Source organism: Pandoraea vervacti, from assembly GCF_000934605.2.
Lineage (GTDB): Bacteria > Pseudomonadota > Gammaproteobacteria > Burkholderiales > Burkholderiaceae > Pandoraea > Pandoraea vervacti.
The window spans coordinates 4,809,827-4,824,689 of the sequence record NZ_CP010897.2; the positions used below are offsets into that span (position 1 = coordinate 4,809,827).

Annotated in this window: 13 protein-coding genes and 1 tRNA gene; 6 read left to right on the forward strand and 8 right to left on the reverse strand. The window is 62.8% G+C overall.

Translation table 11 applies throughout. From position 1 onward, the window contains the following. Positions 1–79: 79 nt before the first annotated feature. From sucC to recA, 5 genes are all read right to left on the reverse strand, one after another. Positions 80–1,246, reverse strand: a complete 1,167-nt coding sequence (gene sucC, locus UC34_RS20960; protein WP_044457043.1) for an ADP-forming succinate--CoA ligase subunit beta — start codon at positions 1,244–1,246, stop codon at positions 80–82. Next, positions 1,243–1,926 carry a DUF2889 domain-containing protein gene (locus UC34_RS20965; protein ID WP_044458518.1) on the reverse strand — a complete coding sequence of 228 codons (684 nt, stop codon included), beginning with the start codon at positions 1,924–1,926 and terminating at the stop codon, positions 1,243–1,245. Before UC34_RS20965 ends, sucC begins: the two co-directional genes overlap by 4 nt. A gap of 310 nt (positions 1,927–2,236) precedes the next feature. Beyond that, positions 2,237–2,782: a recombination regulator RecX gene (gene recX, locus UC34_RS20970; RefSeq protein ID WP_044457044.1), complete on the reverse strand. Its 546-nt coding sequence runs from the start codon at positions 2,780–2,782 to the stop codon at positions 2,237–2,239. A 4-nt stretch (positions 2,783–2,786) separates the two neighbouring features. Next, on the reverse strand, positions 2,787–2,954 hold the full coding sequence (locus tag UC34_RS20975) for a hypothetical protein (RefSeq protein ID WP_157123261.1): 168 nt from the start codon (positions 2,952–2,954) through the stop codon (positions 2,787–2,789). Between the two features lie 79 nt (positions 2,955–3,033). After that, complete coding sequence (gene recA, locus UC34_RS20980; protein WP_044457046.1) at positions 3,034–4,098, reverse strand: recombinase RecA; 1,065 nt, start codon at positions 4,096–4,098, stop codon at positions 3,034–3,036. Positions 4,099–4,300: 202 nt separating this feature from the next. Between recA and UC34_RS20985 the strand changes: the two genes are divergently transcribed. The 4 genes from UC34_RS20985 (at position 4,301) to UC34_RS21000 (ending at position 8,888) form a co-directional block, all read left to right on the forward strand. Continuing rightward, positions 4,301–4,990: a response regulator gene (locus UC34_RS20985; RefSeq protein WP_044457047.1), complete on the forward strand. Its 690-nt coding sequence runs from the start codon at positions 4,301–4,303 to the stop codon at positions 4,988–4,990. A 185-nt stretch (positions 4,991–5,175) separates the two neighbouring features. Further along, the gene (locus tag UC34_RS20990; RefSeq protein ID WP_044457048.1) at positions 5,176–6,762 is read left to right on the forward strand and encodes a sensor histidine kinase; all 1,587 of its coding nucleotides are present in this window, start codon (positions 5,176–5,178) and stop codon (positions 6,760–6,762) included. 171 nt (positions 6,763–6,933) lie between these two features. After that, on the forward strand, positions 6,934–8,592 hold the full coding sequence (locus tag UC34_RS20995; RefSeq protein WP_044457049.1) for an MFS transporter: 1,659 nt from the start codon (positions 6,934–6,936) through the stop codon (positions 8,590–8,592). A 219-nt stretch (positions 8,593–8,811) separates the two neighbouring features. Beyond that, positions 8,812–8,888, forward strand: a tRNA-Met gene (locus UC34_RS21000). A gap of 96 nt (positions 8,889–8,984) precedes the next feature. On the opposite strand, the gene UC34_RS21005 is transcribed toward UC34_RS21000, so the two are convergent. Together UC34_RS21005 and UC34_RS21010 are read right to left on the reverse strand one after the other, a co-directional pair. Next, entirely contained in the window at positions 8,985–9,383 is a 399-nt protein-coding gene (locus UC34_RS21005) for a TFIIB-type zinc ribbon-containing protein (protein ID WP_044457050.1), read from the reverse strand. Positions 9,384–9,618: 235 nt separating this feature from the next. Beyond that, positions 9,619–10,398 (reverse strand): TerC family protein, encoded by a 780-nt coding sequence (locus UC34_RS21010; protein WP_044457051.1) that lies wholly within the window; start codon positions 10,396–10,398, stop codon positions 9,619–9,621. Between the two features lie 185 nt (positions 10,399–10,583). On the opposite strand from UC34_RS21010, the gene UC34_RS21015 reads away from it, so the two are divergent. Beyond that, positions 10,584–11,480 carry a LysR family transcriptional regulator gene (locus tag UC34_RS21015; protein ID WP_044457052.1) on the forward strand — a complete coding sequence of 299 codons (897 nt, stop codon included), beginning with the start codon at positions 10,584–10,586 and terminating at the stop codon, positions 11,478–11,480. A 100-nt stretch (positions 11,481–11,580) separates the two neighbouring features. Beyond that, entirely contained in the window at positions 11,581–12,651 is a 1,071-nt protein-coding gene (locus UC34_RS21020; protein ID WP_044457053.1) for an AI-2E family transporter, read from the forward strand. Positions 12,652–12,810: 159 nt separating this feature from the next. Here the strand turns inward: UC34_RS21020 and UC34_RS21025 are convergent, their stop codons facing one another. Next, on the reverse strand, positions 12,811–14,397 hold the full coding sequence (locus UC34_RS21025) for a tetratricopeptide repeat protein (protein WP_044457054.1): 1,587 nt from the start codon (positions 14,395–14,397) through the stop codon (positions 12,811–12,813). Between the last annotated feature and the right edge of the window lie 466 nt (positions 14,398–14,863).

Sequence of the window (14,863 nt, forward strand, 5' to 3'; positions counted from 1 at the left end):
ATTTCCTTCGTCCTGTTGCCTGGCGGTATGCGCTCAGCCTTTCGGGAGCCGCACGCCGCGACGGCTTCGACTGTTCTGGTTACTTGCCTGCGGCAGCCGCGACAACCTTCTGGGCAGCTTCTTCCATGCTGTCCGCAGAGATGATCGGCAGGCCGGACTCGGCGAGCATCTTCTTGCCCAGGTCTTCGTTCGTGCCCTTCATGCGCACGACGAGCGGCACCTTCAGCGACACAGCCTTCGACGCCGTGATCACGCCTTCGGCGATCACGTCGCAGCGCATGATGCCGCCGAAGATGTTGACCAGAATGGCCGTCAGGTTCGGGTTCTTCAGCATGATCTTGAACGCTTCGGTCACCTTCTCAGCCGTGGCGCCACCGCCCACGTCCAGGAAGTTGGCCGGCTCGCCGCCGAACAGCTTGATGGTGTCCATCGTGGCCATGGCCAGACCGGCGCCGTTGACCAGACAGCCGATGTTGCCGTCGAGCGAGATGTAAGCCAGATCGAACTTCGAGGCTTCGACTTCCGCCGGATCTTCTTCGTCCAGATCGCGGTAAGCCACGATTTCCGGATGACGGAACAGGGCGTTCGAATCGAAGTTGAACTTGGCGTCCAGCGCCGTGACCGTGCCGTTCTTGCTCACGTTCAGCGGGTTGATTTCGGCCAGCGATGCGTCCGTTTCCCAGAAGGCCTTGTACAGACCTTGCAGAATCGTGCGGGCTTGCGAGATCGAACCTTCCGGCACGCTGATCTTCTTGGCGAAGTCGTCGGCTTGCGCGTCCGTCAGGCCCACCGACGGATCGATCACGACGTGGTGGATCAATTCCGGGTGCTTTTCGGCGACTTCTTCGATGTCCATGCCGCCTTCGCTCGAACCCATCATCACGATCTTCTGCGTGACGCGGTCAACCACCAGGCTGACGTACAGTTCGTTGTGGATGTCGGCGCCTTCTTCGATCAACAGGCGATTGACCTTCTGGCCTTCCGGGCCCGTCTGGTGCGTGACCAGTTGCATGCCGAGGATCTGGCCGGCGTATTCGCGCACTTGCTCGATCGACTTGGCAACCTTCACGCCGCCGCCCTTGCCGCGACCGCCTGCGTGAATCTGGGCCTTGACCACCCAAACCGGACCGCCGAGTTCTTCGGCTGCCTTCACGGCCTCGTCCACGGAAAACGCCGGAATGCCGCGGGGCACCGCGACTCCGAATTTCCGGAGGATTTCCTTGCCTTGATACTCATGAATCTTCATGCGTGATTCCCTTCTTGCTGAGTTGGAAGTTTGGGTTCGAGCTCGCGAGTCGAGGCCGCATCGCGCACCGCTTCTGATGTGACGGGCGTCGTGGGCTCGTTCGCTCGATCGTTTGCGCGGCCGTTGAACCAGCGCGGGTAAAACCGGCGCACCGCCTCGCCATCAAACCGCAGGGCGTGACAATGTCCGAGTTGGAAAGGAGGTGCCGAATCTTCGGCATCGTTGCTCGCCAGCGCCGTATCGGGTGTGTCGATCACCACCCCGGCGAAAGCCTGAATCGCTGCCGTCGGCAGGACGCTACACAGTTCTGTCAGGTGGGTACAGCCCGCCGCGCCGCCAAGGCGCTCGCGAACCCCGCGCCGGAAGCCGCGCCGCAGGTTAAGACCAATCAACTGACGGTATCGCGGGCCGATCTGGTCGCAAATGCCGGGATAAGGCACCCAGTCGGACACAGCCTCGGCATCATGGACTTCGAACGCTTCGTCGATCGTCAGCCGCAGCCATAGTTCGTGAATCGGCGTGCCCTCCTTGCGAAGGCCGGTGGCCAATGCAAAATCCCGATCCTTGTGATCGGTCAGTCGGGCTTCGATGTCCCATAGGCCATCGTCGCGCGAATACGCTTCAACAGCGATCGTGCGACGGTGACGCAAGGTACGAGAGGCAGGCGCGGAGAGCGGCATGCGGAAGTGTGCAATGCATGAACGCAGAAAGACCTTGATTCTAGCATAGGCGGCAGCCCCGTCTGCCGCAGCGCAGCAGAAGCCCGCCGCATAAGGCGGAATTGCCCGACCCATCGGTCGGTCAATCAGATTATCGCCTCTGCCCGCCGGTATGGTGCGACGCCATAACGCGATAAGTGACGATTGACGTGTCACGCGAGATACGGCGTCGTGTCACGCGAGCATTGGCGCAGGTTGCGCGACGATACGCGCCGTTAGCCGCACACGGATAAATGGACACGCATCCATAAGGAAAACGATGGGACCGACGTCAGATGTCGTCCGAAAATTCGTCGGCGCCCCGTACGATTTTGCTGATAACGGTACGCGAGAAGCCCCGGGCCGCAAGAAAACGCATCTGTTTGGCGCGTGCTTCAGGGGTCGTGGCGACCTCGCCGAACTTCTTCTGCCAGACAGCATGTGCCCGCGCCAGTTCGGTCTCGCGCAGTTGCTCCGAAATCGCGGCGACGGTTTCAGCATCGACCTGATGCTGCTTGAGTTCGCCAACGATACGCGTGGTCCCCATGCGCGATGCGCGACGATTCACCACGCTTTCGGCGAACCGCTCGTTGGACAGCCAGCGCTCCCGTTCCAGACTGTCGAGCAACCGATCGAGCGCTTCGGGGTCCTCGGCGTCGGCGTAGGACGCCAGCTTGCGACGCAACTCCGCACGACTGTATTCGCGACGCGCAAGATACGACAACGCGCGACCTTTCAGGCTCAGCGTGGGTTTGCGGGAGGGTTTGACCGCGACGGCCTCATCCCCGGGCGGGGGTGGCGGCACATTCGGTGCGCGAGGAGGACGGCGATTGATCATGACTTCATCGTAGCGCCATCAGCGGCAGTCCCATGAGCGAAAAAACCATGACACCCGACGAATGCCAGCACGAGCCGGCATCGGCATCGGCATCGGCATCGGCATCGGCATCGGCATCGGCATAAGCGTCAAAGTCGGCGTCGGAGTCGGCGTCGAAATCAAGCGAAGACACCGAGACCGCAGGTCCACAAAGCAAAAACGGCAGCACGATGCCATAAGGCCTCGCGCTGCCGCACCGACAACACAGGCGATTACGCCTCGTCGTCTTCTTCGATCTCGCCGGTTTCGTTGATCGCCGTAACACCCAGCGATGCACGCACCTTGTTCTCGATTTCGTGGGCGATGTCCGGATTTTCGCGCAGGAACTCACGCGCGTTGTCCTTGCCCTGACCGATCTTCTCGCCGTTGTAGCTGTACCATGCGCCGGCCTTCTCGACGATCTTCGCGTTGACGCCCAGATCGATGATTTCGCCTTCGCGCGAAATCCCCTGGCCGTAGAGGATGTCGAAAATCGCTTCGCGGAACGGCGGGGACACCTTGTTCTTCACGACCTTGACGCGGGTCTCGTTACCGACCACCTCGTCGCCCTTCTTGATCGAACCGATACGGCGGATGTCCAGGCGCACCGACGAATAGAACTTCAGTGCGTTACCGCCGGTCGTCGTTTCCGGGTTGCCGAACATCACACCGATCTTCATGCGAATCTGGTTGATGAAGATCACCGTGCAGTTCGTGCGCTTGATCGTGCCGGTCAGCTTACGCAGCGCCTGCGACATCAGACGCGCTTGCAGACCCGGCAGCGAGTCGCCCATTTCCCCTTCGATTTCGGCCTTCGGCACCAGGGCCGCGACCGAGTCGATGATGATGAGGTCGATCGAGCCCGAACGCACCAGCGCATCGGCGATTTCCAGCGCCTGTTCGCCCGTGTCCGGCTGCGAGATCAGCAGTTCCGGCACCGAAACGCCAAGCTTGCTCGCGTAGCCGACGTCGAGAGCATGCTCCGCGTCGATAAACGCGCACGTGCCGCCGATCTTCTGCATTTCCGCCACGACTTGCAGCGTGAGCGTGGTCTTACCCGACGATTCCGGACCGTAGATCTCGATCACACGGCCGCGCGGCAGACCACCGACACCGAGTGCGATGTCCAGCCCCAGCGAGCCCGTGGAGACGACCTGGATGTCCGCTTCGACCTCGCCGTCGCCAAGACGCATGATCGAGCCCTTGCCGAATTGCTTCTCGATCTGCGCGAGGGCGGCGGCGAGCGCCTTGCCTTTCTCGGCCGACAGATTGGCAGACCCTTTCTTGCTTTCTTCCATGAATCGTCCTTTGATATGATGAGCGAGACGGCTCGAGTGAGGCGTGACTGCCGGTACTGTATAAAAAACCAGTGCTCTTTGCAAGTGCCTGTTGTCCGAAAGCGCCGAAACGACAAAAAAAGCCGCGAACCACGCGCCGCAACATCACAGGAGACACACCGCCGCCGTCAGGCATCGGTGCCTACACAAGCCTATCACGCCCATGCGAATTCTCATCGCAGAGGATGACAGCATTCTGGCCGACGCCCTGACCCGCTCCCTGCGTCAGGGGGGCTACGCCGTCGACCACGTCAAGACGGGACTCGAAGCGGATTCCGCACTTTCTGCCCAGACGTTCGACCTGCTGATTCTCGACCTCGGTCTGCCGCGCCTGCCCGGTCACGAAGTGTTACGCCGACTGCGCGCCCGCAACTCCCATCTGCCCGTGCTGATTCTGACGGCCTCCGACAGCGTCGATGCGCGCGTGAAAGGTCTCGATCTCGGCGCGGACGACTACATGGCCAAGCCGTTCGCGCTCGCCGAACTCGAAGCGCGCGTGCGCGCCCTGACCCGGCGCGGCGCAGGCGGCGGTTCGACCGTCATCCGTCATGGCCCGCTCAGCTTCGATCAGGTCGGGCGCACCGCCTATATTCATGAGCAGATGCTCGATTTGTCCGCACGCGAACTCGAATTGCTCGAAGTGCTGCTGCTGCGTACCGGGCGCCTCGTCTCGAAAGAACAACTCGTCGATCACCTGTGTGGCTGGGGCGAGGAAGTCAGCAACAACGCCATCGAGGTGTACATGCACCGGCTGCGCAAGAAGATCGAGCCCAGCGGCGTACGCATCGCCACGATTCGCGGCTTGGGGTATTGTCTGGAAAAGCCGGCGGCAACGCCCGCCAATGCTGCCTGAGGACCCTCGCAGGCGGGATGTACGGGATAGGCGGAATGAGCGACGCGCTTGCGACGTCGGCGCACGCCTCGCTTAAGGGTCTTGCACGTGCAGGTGTGCAGACGTATCCCGCCACCCGGCCACTGCGGCCACTTCGGCCAGTTCGGTGACCCCGGCCGCCTCAGCCTCTTTAGACTTGCTACCCGATGCGTCTGAGCTTTCGCCCTCCTCATCGCGCCACGCTTGCGGATCCCGACGCATCGCCCCATCCGGCAGACGCCGCCGATCCGTTCGACCCTTACGCGGATCCCTTCGTACGCCCGGGCTTCGGCGCGCCGCTGGAGCGCGAGGCGGAGCCGCCGCCACGCTCGCTGTTCGGCGAAATCCTCGACTGGATGCTCGCCCCGTTGCTGCTGCTCTGGCCGATGAGCATTGCCGTGACGTATCTGGTCGCGAAGTCGATCGCCAACGGCCCCTTCGACCGGGCGCTGGAAACCAATACCTATGTCCTCGCCCAGCAGGTCCACTCCGATCGCGGGCAAGTCACGCTCGCCTTGCCGATGCCCGCCCGGGACCTGCTGCGTGCGGACGCCACCGACAACATCTATTTTCAGGTCCTTGGCGCGAAGGGGGAACTCGTCGGCGGCACGGCCGAACTGCCCTTGCCGCATGAAGACGACCGGCCGCAGCCAGGCGTCGTCCAGTTCCGCGACGAGACGCTCGGCGGCAACGACATTCGCGTCGCCTTCACCTATGTCGATCTGCCGCGCATGACGCCCCCCGGCAGCATGGCGCTCGTTCAGGTCGCCGAAACGCTAGACAAGCGCAGTCAACTGGCCAACGAGATCATCAAGGGCGTAATCCTGCCGCAGTTCGTGATCCTGCCGCTGGCCATCGTGCTCGTGTGGTTCGGTCTGTCGCGCGGTCTGGCGCCGCTGCATGCGCTGCAGGAGCACATTCGCGCCCGGCGTCCCGACGACCTGTCGCCGCTCGAAGCCCGTCAGGCGCCGCCGGAGATCGCGCCGCTCGTCAACTCGCTGAACGATCTGCTCGGACGCCTCGAACAAAACATGAAGCTCCAGCAACGCTTCATCGCCGACGCGGCGCATCAGCTCAAGACGCCGCTTGCCGGTCTGCGCATGCAGGCCGAACTCGCGTTGCGTCAGACCTCGCCAGACGAGTTGCGGCGCTCGCTCTCGCAGATCGCCGTGAGCTCCGAGCAGGCAGCGCGTCTGGTCAACCAGTTGCTCGCGTTGGCGCGCGCGGAGAACAGCGCGAACGACGCCGCCGCATTCACGCCGCTCAACCTCAGCCTGCTCGCACGCAGCGCCATGCAGGACTGGTTCCAGGCCGCGTTCGCCAAGCGCATCGACCTTGGCTTCGAGGAGCCGCCGTTCCCGGTGCATCTGTCCGGCCAGCCGGTGATGCTGCGCGAGTTGCTCAATAACCTGATCGACAACGCGATCCGTTACACGCCTGCCGGCGGTAAGGTGACGGTGCGCCTGCGTCATGAGGCGTCCGACGGATTCGTCCATCTCGAAGTCGAAGACACCGGCCCCGGCATTCCCGTTGCGGAGCGCCCACGCGTGTTCGAGCGCTTCTATCGCATTCTCGGCAGCGACAGCGACGGCAGCGGACTCGGGCTCGCGATCGTGCGTGAAATCGTGCAGATTCATCGCGGCGATGTGAGCGTGCTCGACCATGTCGACGCGCAGCACCCCGAAGCAACCGGCACCCTCATTCGAGTGACGTTACCGCTCGCCGAGGCGCCTATCGAAAACCCTCATGCGTGACGGAATCACGCAAAATACGACCCATTTCGGGCCAAAGTCGAGGGTAAGTCCCTAGCAGCGTAAGGTTCGAGTCAGTTTGGCGTCAGACGGCGGTAAGGTTGCGCTCCAATAATCAGTTGCAACGGCCCGGGTGCGTCCCAGGGGCGTGCTTACATTACAGGAGACAACCGCATGGCTACTACAACGGCAGCCACCACCCATGCGCCGATGACCAAGGAAGAACGCAAGGTCATTTTCGCGTCGTCGCTGGGCACGGTGTTCGAGTGGTATGACTTTTACCTGGCCGGTTCGTTGGCCGCTTTCATCAGCCGTCACTTCTTCTCGGGGATCAATCCGACGGCAGCCTTCATCTTCACGCTGTTGTCGTTTGCCGCCGGCTTCGCGGTGCGCCCGTTCGGCGCCATCGTGTTCGGTCGCATCGGCGACCTGGTGGGCCGCAAGTACACGTTCCTCGTGACCATCACCCTGATGGGTCTGTCGACGCTGGTCGTCGGTTTGCTGCCGGGCTATGCCTCCTGGGGCATTGCGGCACCGGTGATCTTCATCGCCATGCGTCTGCTCCAGGGTCTGGCCCTGGGCGGCGAATACGGCGGTGCGGCCACGTACGTTGCCGAGCACGCGCCGCATGGCCGTCGCGGTTTCTACACGTCGTGGATTCAGACGACCGCAACGCTGGGTCTCTTCCTCTCGCTGCTCGTGATTCTCGGCACCCGCATGGCGATGGGTGAAGAGGCATTCGGCGACTGGGGCTGGCGTATCCCGTTCATTCTGTCGATCGTGCTGCTGCTGGTCTCGCTGTGGATTCGTCTGCAACTGAGCGAATCGCCGGCATTCCAGCGCATGAAGGCGGAAGGCAAGGCTTCGAAGGCGCCGCTCAAGGAGTCGTTCGGTCAGTGGAAGAACCTGAAGATCGTGATTCTGGCGCTGGTCGGCCTCACGGCAGGTCAGGCCGTCGTGTGGTACACGGGCCAGTTCTACTCGCTGTTCTTCATGACGCAGGTGCTCAAGGTCGACGGCAACACCGCGAACATCATGGTCGCGCTCGGCCTGCTGATCGGCAGCCCGTTCTTCGTGTTCTTTGGCGCCCTGTCGGACAAGATCGGCCGCAAGCCGATCATCATGGCGGGCTGTCTGCTGGCTGCGTTGCTGTACTTCCCAATCTTCAAGGCGCTCACGCACTACGCCAACCCGGCGCTCGAAGCGGCAACGGCACGTTCGCCGATCACGGTCATCGCCGATCCGAACGAGTGCTCGTTCCAGTTCAACCCGGTGGGCACCTCGAAGTTCACGAGTTCGTGCGATATCGCGAAGAGCTACCTGTCGCGCGCCGGTCTGAACTATCAGAACGAAGCGGCGCCGGCGGGCACGATGGCATCGGTGAAGATCGGTGACAAGGTGATCCAGTCGGTCGACGGCAAGGCAGCGGACGCCAAGGACAAGACCAAGGCGTTCGAGACGGACATGTCGGCTACGCTCAAGGCAGACGGCTATCCGGCGAAGGCCGACCCGGCCCAGATGAACAAGCCGATGGTCGTGATCCTGCTGGCGATTCTCGTGATCTTCGTGACGATGGTGTACGGCCCGATCGCGGCGATGCTGGTCGAACTGTTCCCGACGCGCATTCGCTACACGTCGATGTCGCTGCCGTATCACATCGGTAACGGCTGGTTCGGCGGCTTCCTGCCGGCCACGGCCTTCGCAATCGTGGCAGCCAAGGGCGACATCTACTCCGGCCTCTGGTATCCGATCGTGATCGCGTTGATCACCTTCGTAATCGGCATGCTCTTCATCAAGGAAACGAAGGATGTCGACATCTACGCCAACGACTGAGCCGCAATAAGTCGCTGGGCGTAAGACACGTCGGAAGACGCCGGAGCCTTCGGGCGCCGGCGTTGTCGTTTGTGGGGGAAGGAGGCGGGCGAGGGAAGCCGATGGGGGCGAAAGCGCTGATGCAGACGATGCGCGTCAGCCGGTGCGCAAACATTTTCATAGTTTTCGCAAAATACCTGTTGACAGCCTATAGGGGCCTACCTATAATCTTTCTTCTACGGCGAATTAGCTCAGTCGGTTAGAGCGACGGAATCATAATCCGCAGGTCCGGGGTTCGAGTCCCTGATTCGCCACCAAATGCAAAAAGCCGCTGTTCCGAAAGGTTCAGCGGCTTTTTCTATTGTTCGTTCGCTCTTGCAACAGCGTGGGCGATTTCGTTCGTCTCGAGACACTCAGTCGAAGTCGAACATCTCGAACAGCGACTTCTTCTTGCGCGGGCGGTCGTGCTGCCGTCGGCGGTCATCATGGCCGTGGTGCGCGCTTCGCTGATCGCCAGGCTCGCGATATTCACGGCCGTCACGTCGGTCGTCATCGTGGGCGTACCGACGCTTATCGTGCATGCCATGCGTGCCGTGCATACCATGCGTATCGCGTGAATCGTATCCCGACCGCCCGAACCCGCCTTGCGCCACCTGCCGCGATGCACCCTGCATGCCGTCGGTTCGCTCGATCAGCTTGTCCAGTTCCCCCCGGTCCAGCCACACGCCGCGACAGTTCGGGCAGTAATCGATCTCCACCCCCTGACGCTCGGTCATCAGCAAATCCGGGGTGCCGCACACAGGACATTTCATCGTTTCGCTCCGTCACGTAAAAGACAACGCCCTCAATGTATCGGGCACGGCAAAACGGAAAAACCTGCATTTACATTCATCAGACTTCGAAAAATACGAACTCACCTGCTGTCGGCTCCCGCCTGTCCTCACCGTCCATGCGATCTTTGCCGACATGCGACGCACGACGAAAAAAACGGCGCCGGCTCTCACCGGCGCCGCTTGCACCTTGCATGTCTCCCGACGGCGCTACAAATTAGTGCAACACGCGCGCCTTCTCCGCCTCACGACGGGTTTTCGCCCGGCGCGTAAGCATGTTCAGCCCCTCGACGAACGCCGAGAATGCCATCGCCGCGTAGATGTAACCCTTCGGGATGTGTGAGCCGAAACCTTCCGCGATCAGCGTCATCCCGATCACGAGCAGGAAGCCCAGCGCCAACATCACCACCGTCGGATTCGCCGCAATGAAGCGCGAGAGGGGCCCGGCCATGAACAACATCGCTGTCACCGCCGCGATCACGGCCACGAACATGATCGGGATGTGCTCGGTCATGCCCACCGCCGTCACGATACTGTCGATCGAGAACACCAGATCCAGCACCAGAATCTGCATGACGGCCGCACGCGCCGTGATCGTCGCCAACGTGCCCGCGCCCGACGCGCCGTCACCGTGCGCCTCGTCCTCGATGCCGGTTGCCACGTGGTGATGCATCTCCTTCGTCGCCTTCCACACGAGGAACAGACCGCCCGCGATCAGAATCAGATCGCGCCACGAGAAGCCATGGTTGAACAGCTCGAACAGCGGCGTGGTGAGCTTGGCGATCCAGGCAACTGTGCCCAGCAGCGCCAGGCGCATGACCAGCGCCAGCGCGATACCCATGCGCTGCGTACGCGAGCGCATCGCCAACGGCAACTTGTTCGTGAGAATCGAGATGAAGATCAGGTTGTCGATGCCGAGCACGACCTCCATGACCACCAGCGTAACCAGCGCAGCCCACACCGCAGGGTCGGCCGCCAAAGCAAGTAGATAGTCCATATGTGCGCCAGAGTTTCCGTAGGTTTTTTGATGCGTCCGCGACCTTCAGGTGGCGGACCTCTCCCCTTCATAACCCGCACACAACGTAGTGCCGGGCTCAGGACAGCATCATCGTCGAACGCTCGCTTCGTAAAAACCAGCTATATACTTCAGCTTAGTTCGGTTTTTCCGAAGCCTTAACCAACATGCTGAATTACCGCCATCTCTATTACTTCTGGGTGGTCGTCAAGGAGGGCGGCTTCGCGCGTGCCGCCGAGCGCCTCGACATGGCCGTGCAGACGATCAGCGCGCAGGTGCGCGAGCTGGAAAAGTCGCTCGGCCATCAACTGCTCAAGCCCGCCGGACGCGGCGTCGCCATGACCGACCCCGGTCAGGCGGCGTTCCGTCGTGCGGAGGAAATCTTCCGCCTCGGTCAATCGATTCCCGACGAAGTCCGCGAGGCGGCGAGCGGTCGGGTGGCGCGTCTGGCCGTCGGCCTTGCAGACGGCATCTCGAAACTCGCCGCTCACGCCATTCTCGCACCCATACTCGACACGCCGTCGTTGCGGCTCGTTTGTCACGAAGGCGAACACGAGCAACTCCTTGGCGAACTCGCGCTGCATAAGCTGGACCTCGTGCTCGCGAGCCAGCCCGCGCCGTACAACCCGACCTTGCGGTTGGCGAGCGAACGGCTGGTCGAGTCGCCGGTCGACTGGTATGGACCCGCCTCGCTCGTGCGCAACACCGCGCGCGACACCTTCCCGCAATGTCTCGCGGCGCTGCCCATATTATTGCCGACCGGCCATTCCGCGCTGCGAGCCCGACTCGATCAGTGGTTCGAGGCGCAGAGCATTCGCCCGAATATTGTCGGGGAGTTCGAAGACAGCGCGTTGATGGCGGTGTTCGCCACGCGCGGCCTGGGGGTGTTTGCGCTGAGCGAGGCCGGTGCGGGCGATGTGTCGCTGCTGCGCGGTCTGCGCTGGCTGGGTCGGCCGCACGGGGTCCAAGAGGACATTCATGCCATTCGCTCGCGACGCGGCGAAGGCCACCCGCTCGTCAACCGCATTCTCGGGGACCGGAAAGCCGTCAGCGAGACGCCGTAGACGAGCGACAATCCATCCGCGCCGACCGAGGCGCCATCCACATCTGCTATAAGAACGACTGACGCGCCTTCCCGTGCGTCGTCATCTGCGAGGAAACCTCATGTCGAGTCGTAGCGACCAGCGCAAATTCTTCCACCTCATGTTGTTCGTGGTGACGGTCGTCTTCGGATGGATTCTGTTCCCGCTGTTCGGCGCCGTGTTCTGGGGAACGATCCTCGCCGTGCTGTTCCAGCCGGTGCAGCGCCGCATGCTCGCCCGTATGCGCGGGCGCCCCAACCTCGCTGCCCTCACCACGCTCGCCCTGATTCTCCTGATCGTGATCCTGCCCCTCACGCTCGTTGTGGGCATGCTCACGCAGGAGATCAGCACAGCGCTCGTGCGCTTCAAGACCGATCTGCCGCAACTGACTGTCTCGTTCCAGCAACTGCTCGACCGCTTGCCGGCCAGCGTTCACCGCATCATGGATCTGGCCGGCGTGCAGGACGTCAACGCCATCCAGCAGCGCCTGGGAGACGGCGCGGCGCAGATCGGGCGTCTGGTCGCCGTCTACCTCGTGAGCATCGGCCAGAACACGGCCCAACTGGTCGTGAGCTTCGGCGTGATGCTCTATCTGCTGTTCTTCCTGCTGCGCGACGGTACGGTGCTCGGCGCGATGGTGCGCCGTGCGCTGCCGCTCGACGAGCGGCACAAGAGCCTGTTGATCCGACAGTTCACCACGGTCGTGCGTGCCACGGTCAAGGGCAACATCGCGGTCGCCGTAGCTCAGGGGGTGCTCGGCGGCTTCATCTTCGCGGTGCTCGGGATTCAGGGATATGTGCTCGCCGCCGTCGTGATGGCGTTTCTGTCACTGCTGCCGGCGGTGGGCGCCGCAGTGGTATGGGTGCCCGTGGGTATCTGGCTGCTGCTCGCCGGGCACGTCTGGAAAGCGGTGATTCTGTTCGTGTTCTGCGGCACCATCGTCAGTCTGGTGGACAACGTGCTGCGCCCGATTCTCGTGGGCAAGGACACCAAGCTGCCCGACTGGGTCGTGCTGATCTCCACGCTCGGCGGCATGTCGCTTTTGGGACTGACGGGTTTCGTCATCGGGCCGCTCATCGCCGCCCTGTTCATTGCGAGCTGGAACATCTATACGCGCCTGCGCGACGACGACGATGCCGCCGATGCCGGGTGACGTGCCCCGCATTTGCTCGGTCTCTCACCCAGCGTCCGCCGACGCCGTTCCTCCGAACGGCGTCGTTATTCCTCATTATTTCGGTCGGACGGGCGGCCTCCGCCCGTGCCCGGCAATGCCAGGGCTCGCGAGAGAACATTCGTCGGCACTGACGACTGTTTACTGCACCGCCTCGACGTCCGATTGGCGGCACACCATCGCCGCAAGGTCTTCGCCGATCTGTGTCATGACCGCATCCCAGTCGCCGCGCGTCGGCTGACGGTACAAGGTCACCGACGGATACCAGTCGCTGTCGCGACGCGCCAGTTGCCAGCGCCAGTCCGGCGTGTAGTTCAGCGGCACCCATACCGGCTTGCCCAACGCGCCGGCAAGATGCACGACCGCCGTGTCGACGGCAATCACCAGATCCATCTGCGCAATGACGGCCGCCGTCTCGGCGAAATCGCTCAGCTTCGCGCCAATATCGTGTATGTTGCCGCGCGCCTTGCGGTAACTCGCCAGTTCGGCGTGCTCGTCGTCGGTCGCGTCGACCTGCAACGAATACCACTGTGCGTTCGTCGCAAACAGCGGCGCCCAGTGCTTGAGCGCAACGTCGCGATTCGGCGGGAACGGACGCGTGCGCCATGCAAACCCGACGCGCAGCGCCCCATCGGGTTTCTCACCGAGCATCGAGCGCCAGATCATCTCGCGCCCCGGGCTCGCCCGCAAATAAGGGGACGTCGTCGCCACGTTGCCCCCAATCCTGAGCAGATGCGGCAGACTGAGCAGCGGCATCTGCCAGTCCAACGAGGGCACCGGCATATGCTCGCCGAGCACCGTCACACCGCGCGCAAAGCCGCCCAGCAACGTCACGAGCGGGGCTTGTACAGAGAGCACGACCGTTGCGCCCATCTCCACCAGACGCGGCACGAAGCGCACGAACTGCAATGTATCGCCGAAGCCCTGCTCGCTATAGACGAACACCGTCTTGCCCGCGAGCGGCGCCTTGCCGTCCCACAGGCGGTCGCTAAAGCGTCGCGTCTGCGCCCCATCCTGCCAGCGCCATTCGTAGTCATGCCAGCCATGCGCAAACTCGCCCAGCAGCAGATTCGTCTGGGCCCGGTTGGTCCGCGCACCCGCGTGATCGGGCGACAGTCTCACCGCTTCGTGCAGGCATTTCAGCGAGTCCTCGAACGCATGCTGCTCACGCAGCGCCACGCCGAGATTGACCAGCGGGTCGGGCTGCTGCGGGGCGATGGCGTGGGCGACCCGGTAAGCGGCGATCTCTTCGTCGAAACGCCCCAGCGCACCGAGGGCGCGCCCCTTGTTGAAATGCGCCTGCCACAACGCAGGCGCCTTGGCGGCGGTACGCTCGAACCAGGCCAGCGCACGGGCGTTGTCGCCCGCCTGCGCCCAGGTCAGACCGATGGTATGCAGCGTGCCGATGACGTCCGGCGATTGGTGGACCGTCGCTTCGAACAGCGCCTCGGCCCGCATCGGACGCCCGGCCTGCAGGCTCGCCATCGCAGCATCGAAGCTCGCCTGCGCGCCGGGATTAGGCCCGAGCGCGAGCAGACGGTCGAACGCGTCGGCTGCCGCCTCGAATGCGCTCATGCGCAGCGAGACGTACGCAAGCCCTTCAAGGGCAGGAAGAAATTCAGGGGATTGTTTCAGAACTTGTCGTAACTCGGCGATCGCCTCGTCGAGCCGGCCGGCGGCACTCAGTTGTCGTGCACGCTCGCAACGCGCGTCTAATGGCGTCGTCATGCGGCGCATCCTTGCTTGTCTTGGAATGGGAGGGAGACGGGCCGGCAAGCCACTTGTTCGCCGGAGCATGCAAGCATCCCCCACCGACAGGCACCGTAGCCCGAGCAAGCGGTGCACACTACACGACCGCACGGCGCGAAGCAAGCCGCGGGAATTGGTCTGCGCAACGCGAATAAAGTTCACACATTCAATGTGCCGGTTTCCCTGTCGTACGCCGCGAATCGTTGCGCCGCTGCCTGGATGAATTTGCCGCGCGGATCGCCCGCTTCGACAGGCGATTTACGGAAGCGCGGGCGTCGCCTTTTGCCTTCGGTATCGCTGCATGAAACCGCACGATTGCGCGGTGCAGCATAAAAACCACATTCACGTATCCGCAGCGCCGTTTGCCAACGTGTGGCACGCGCTTTAACATCTTTTTACGGGGCAATCTGGTAGCATCCGCTGCCGTCATTGCGCGCGCGCATCG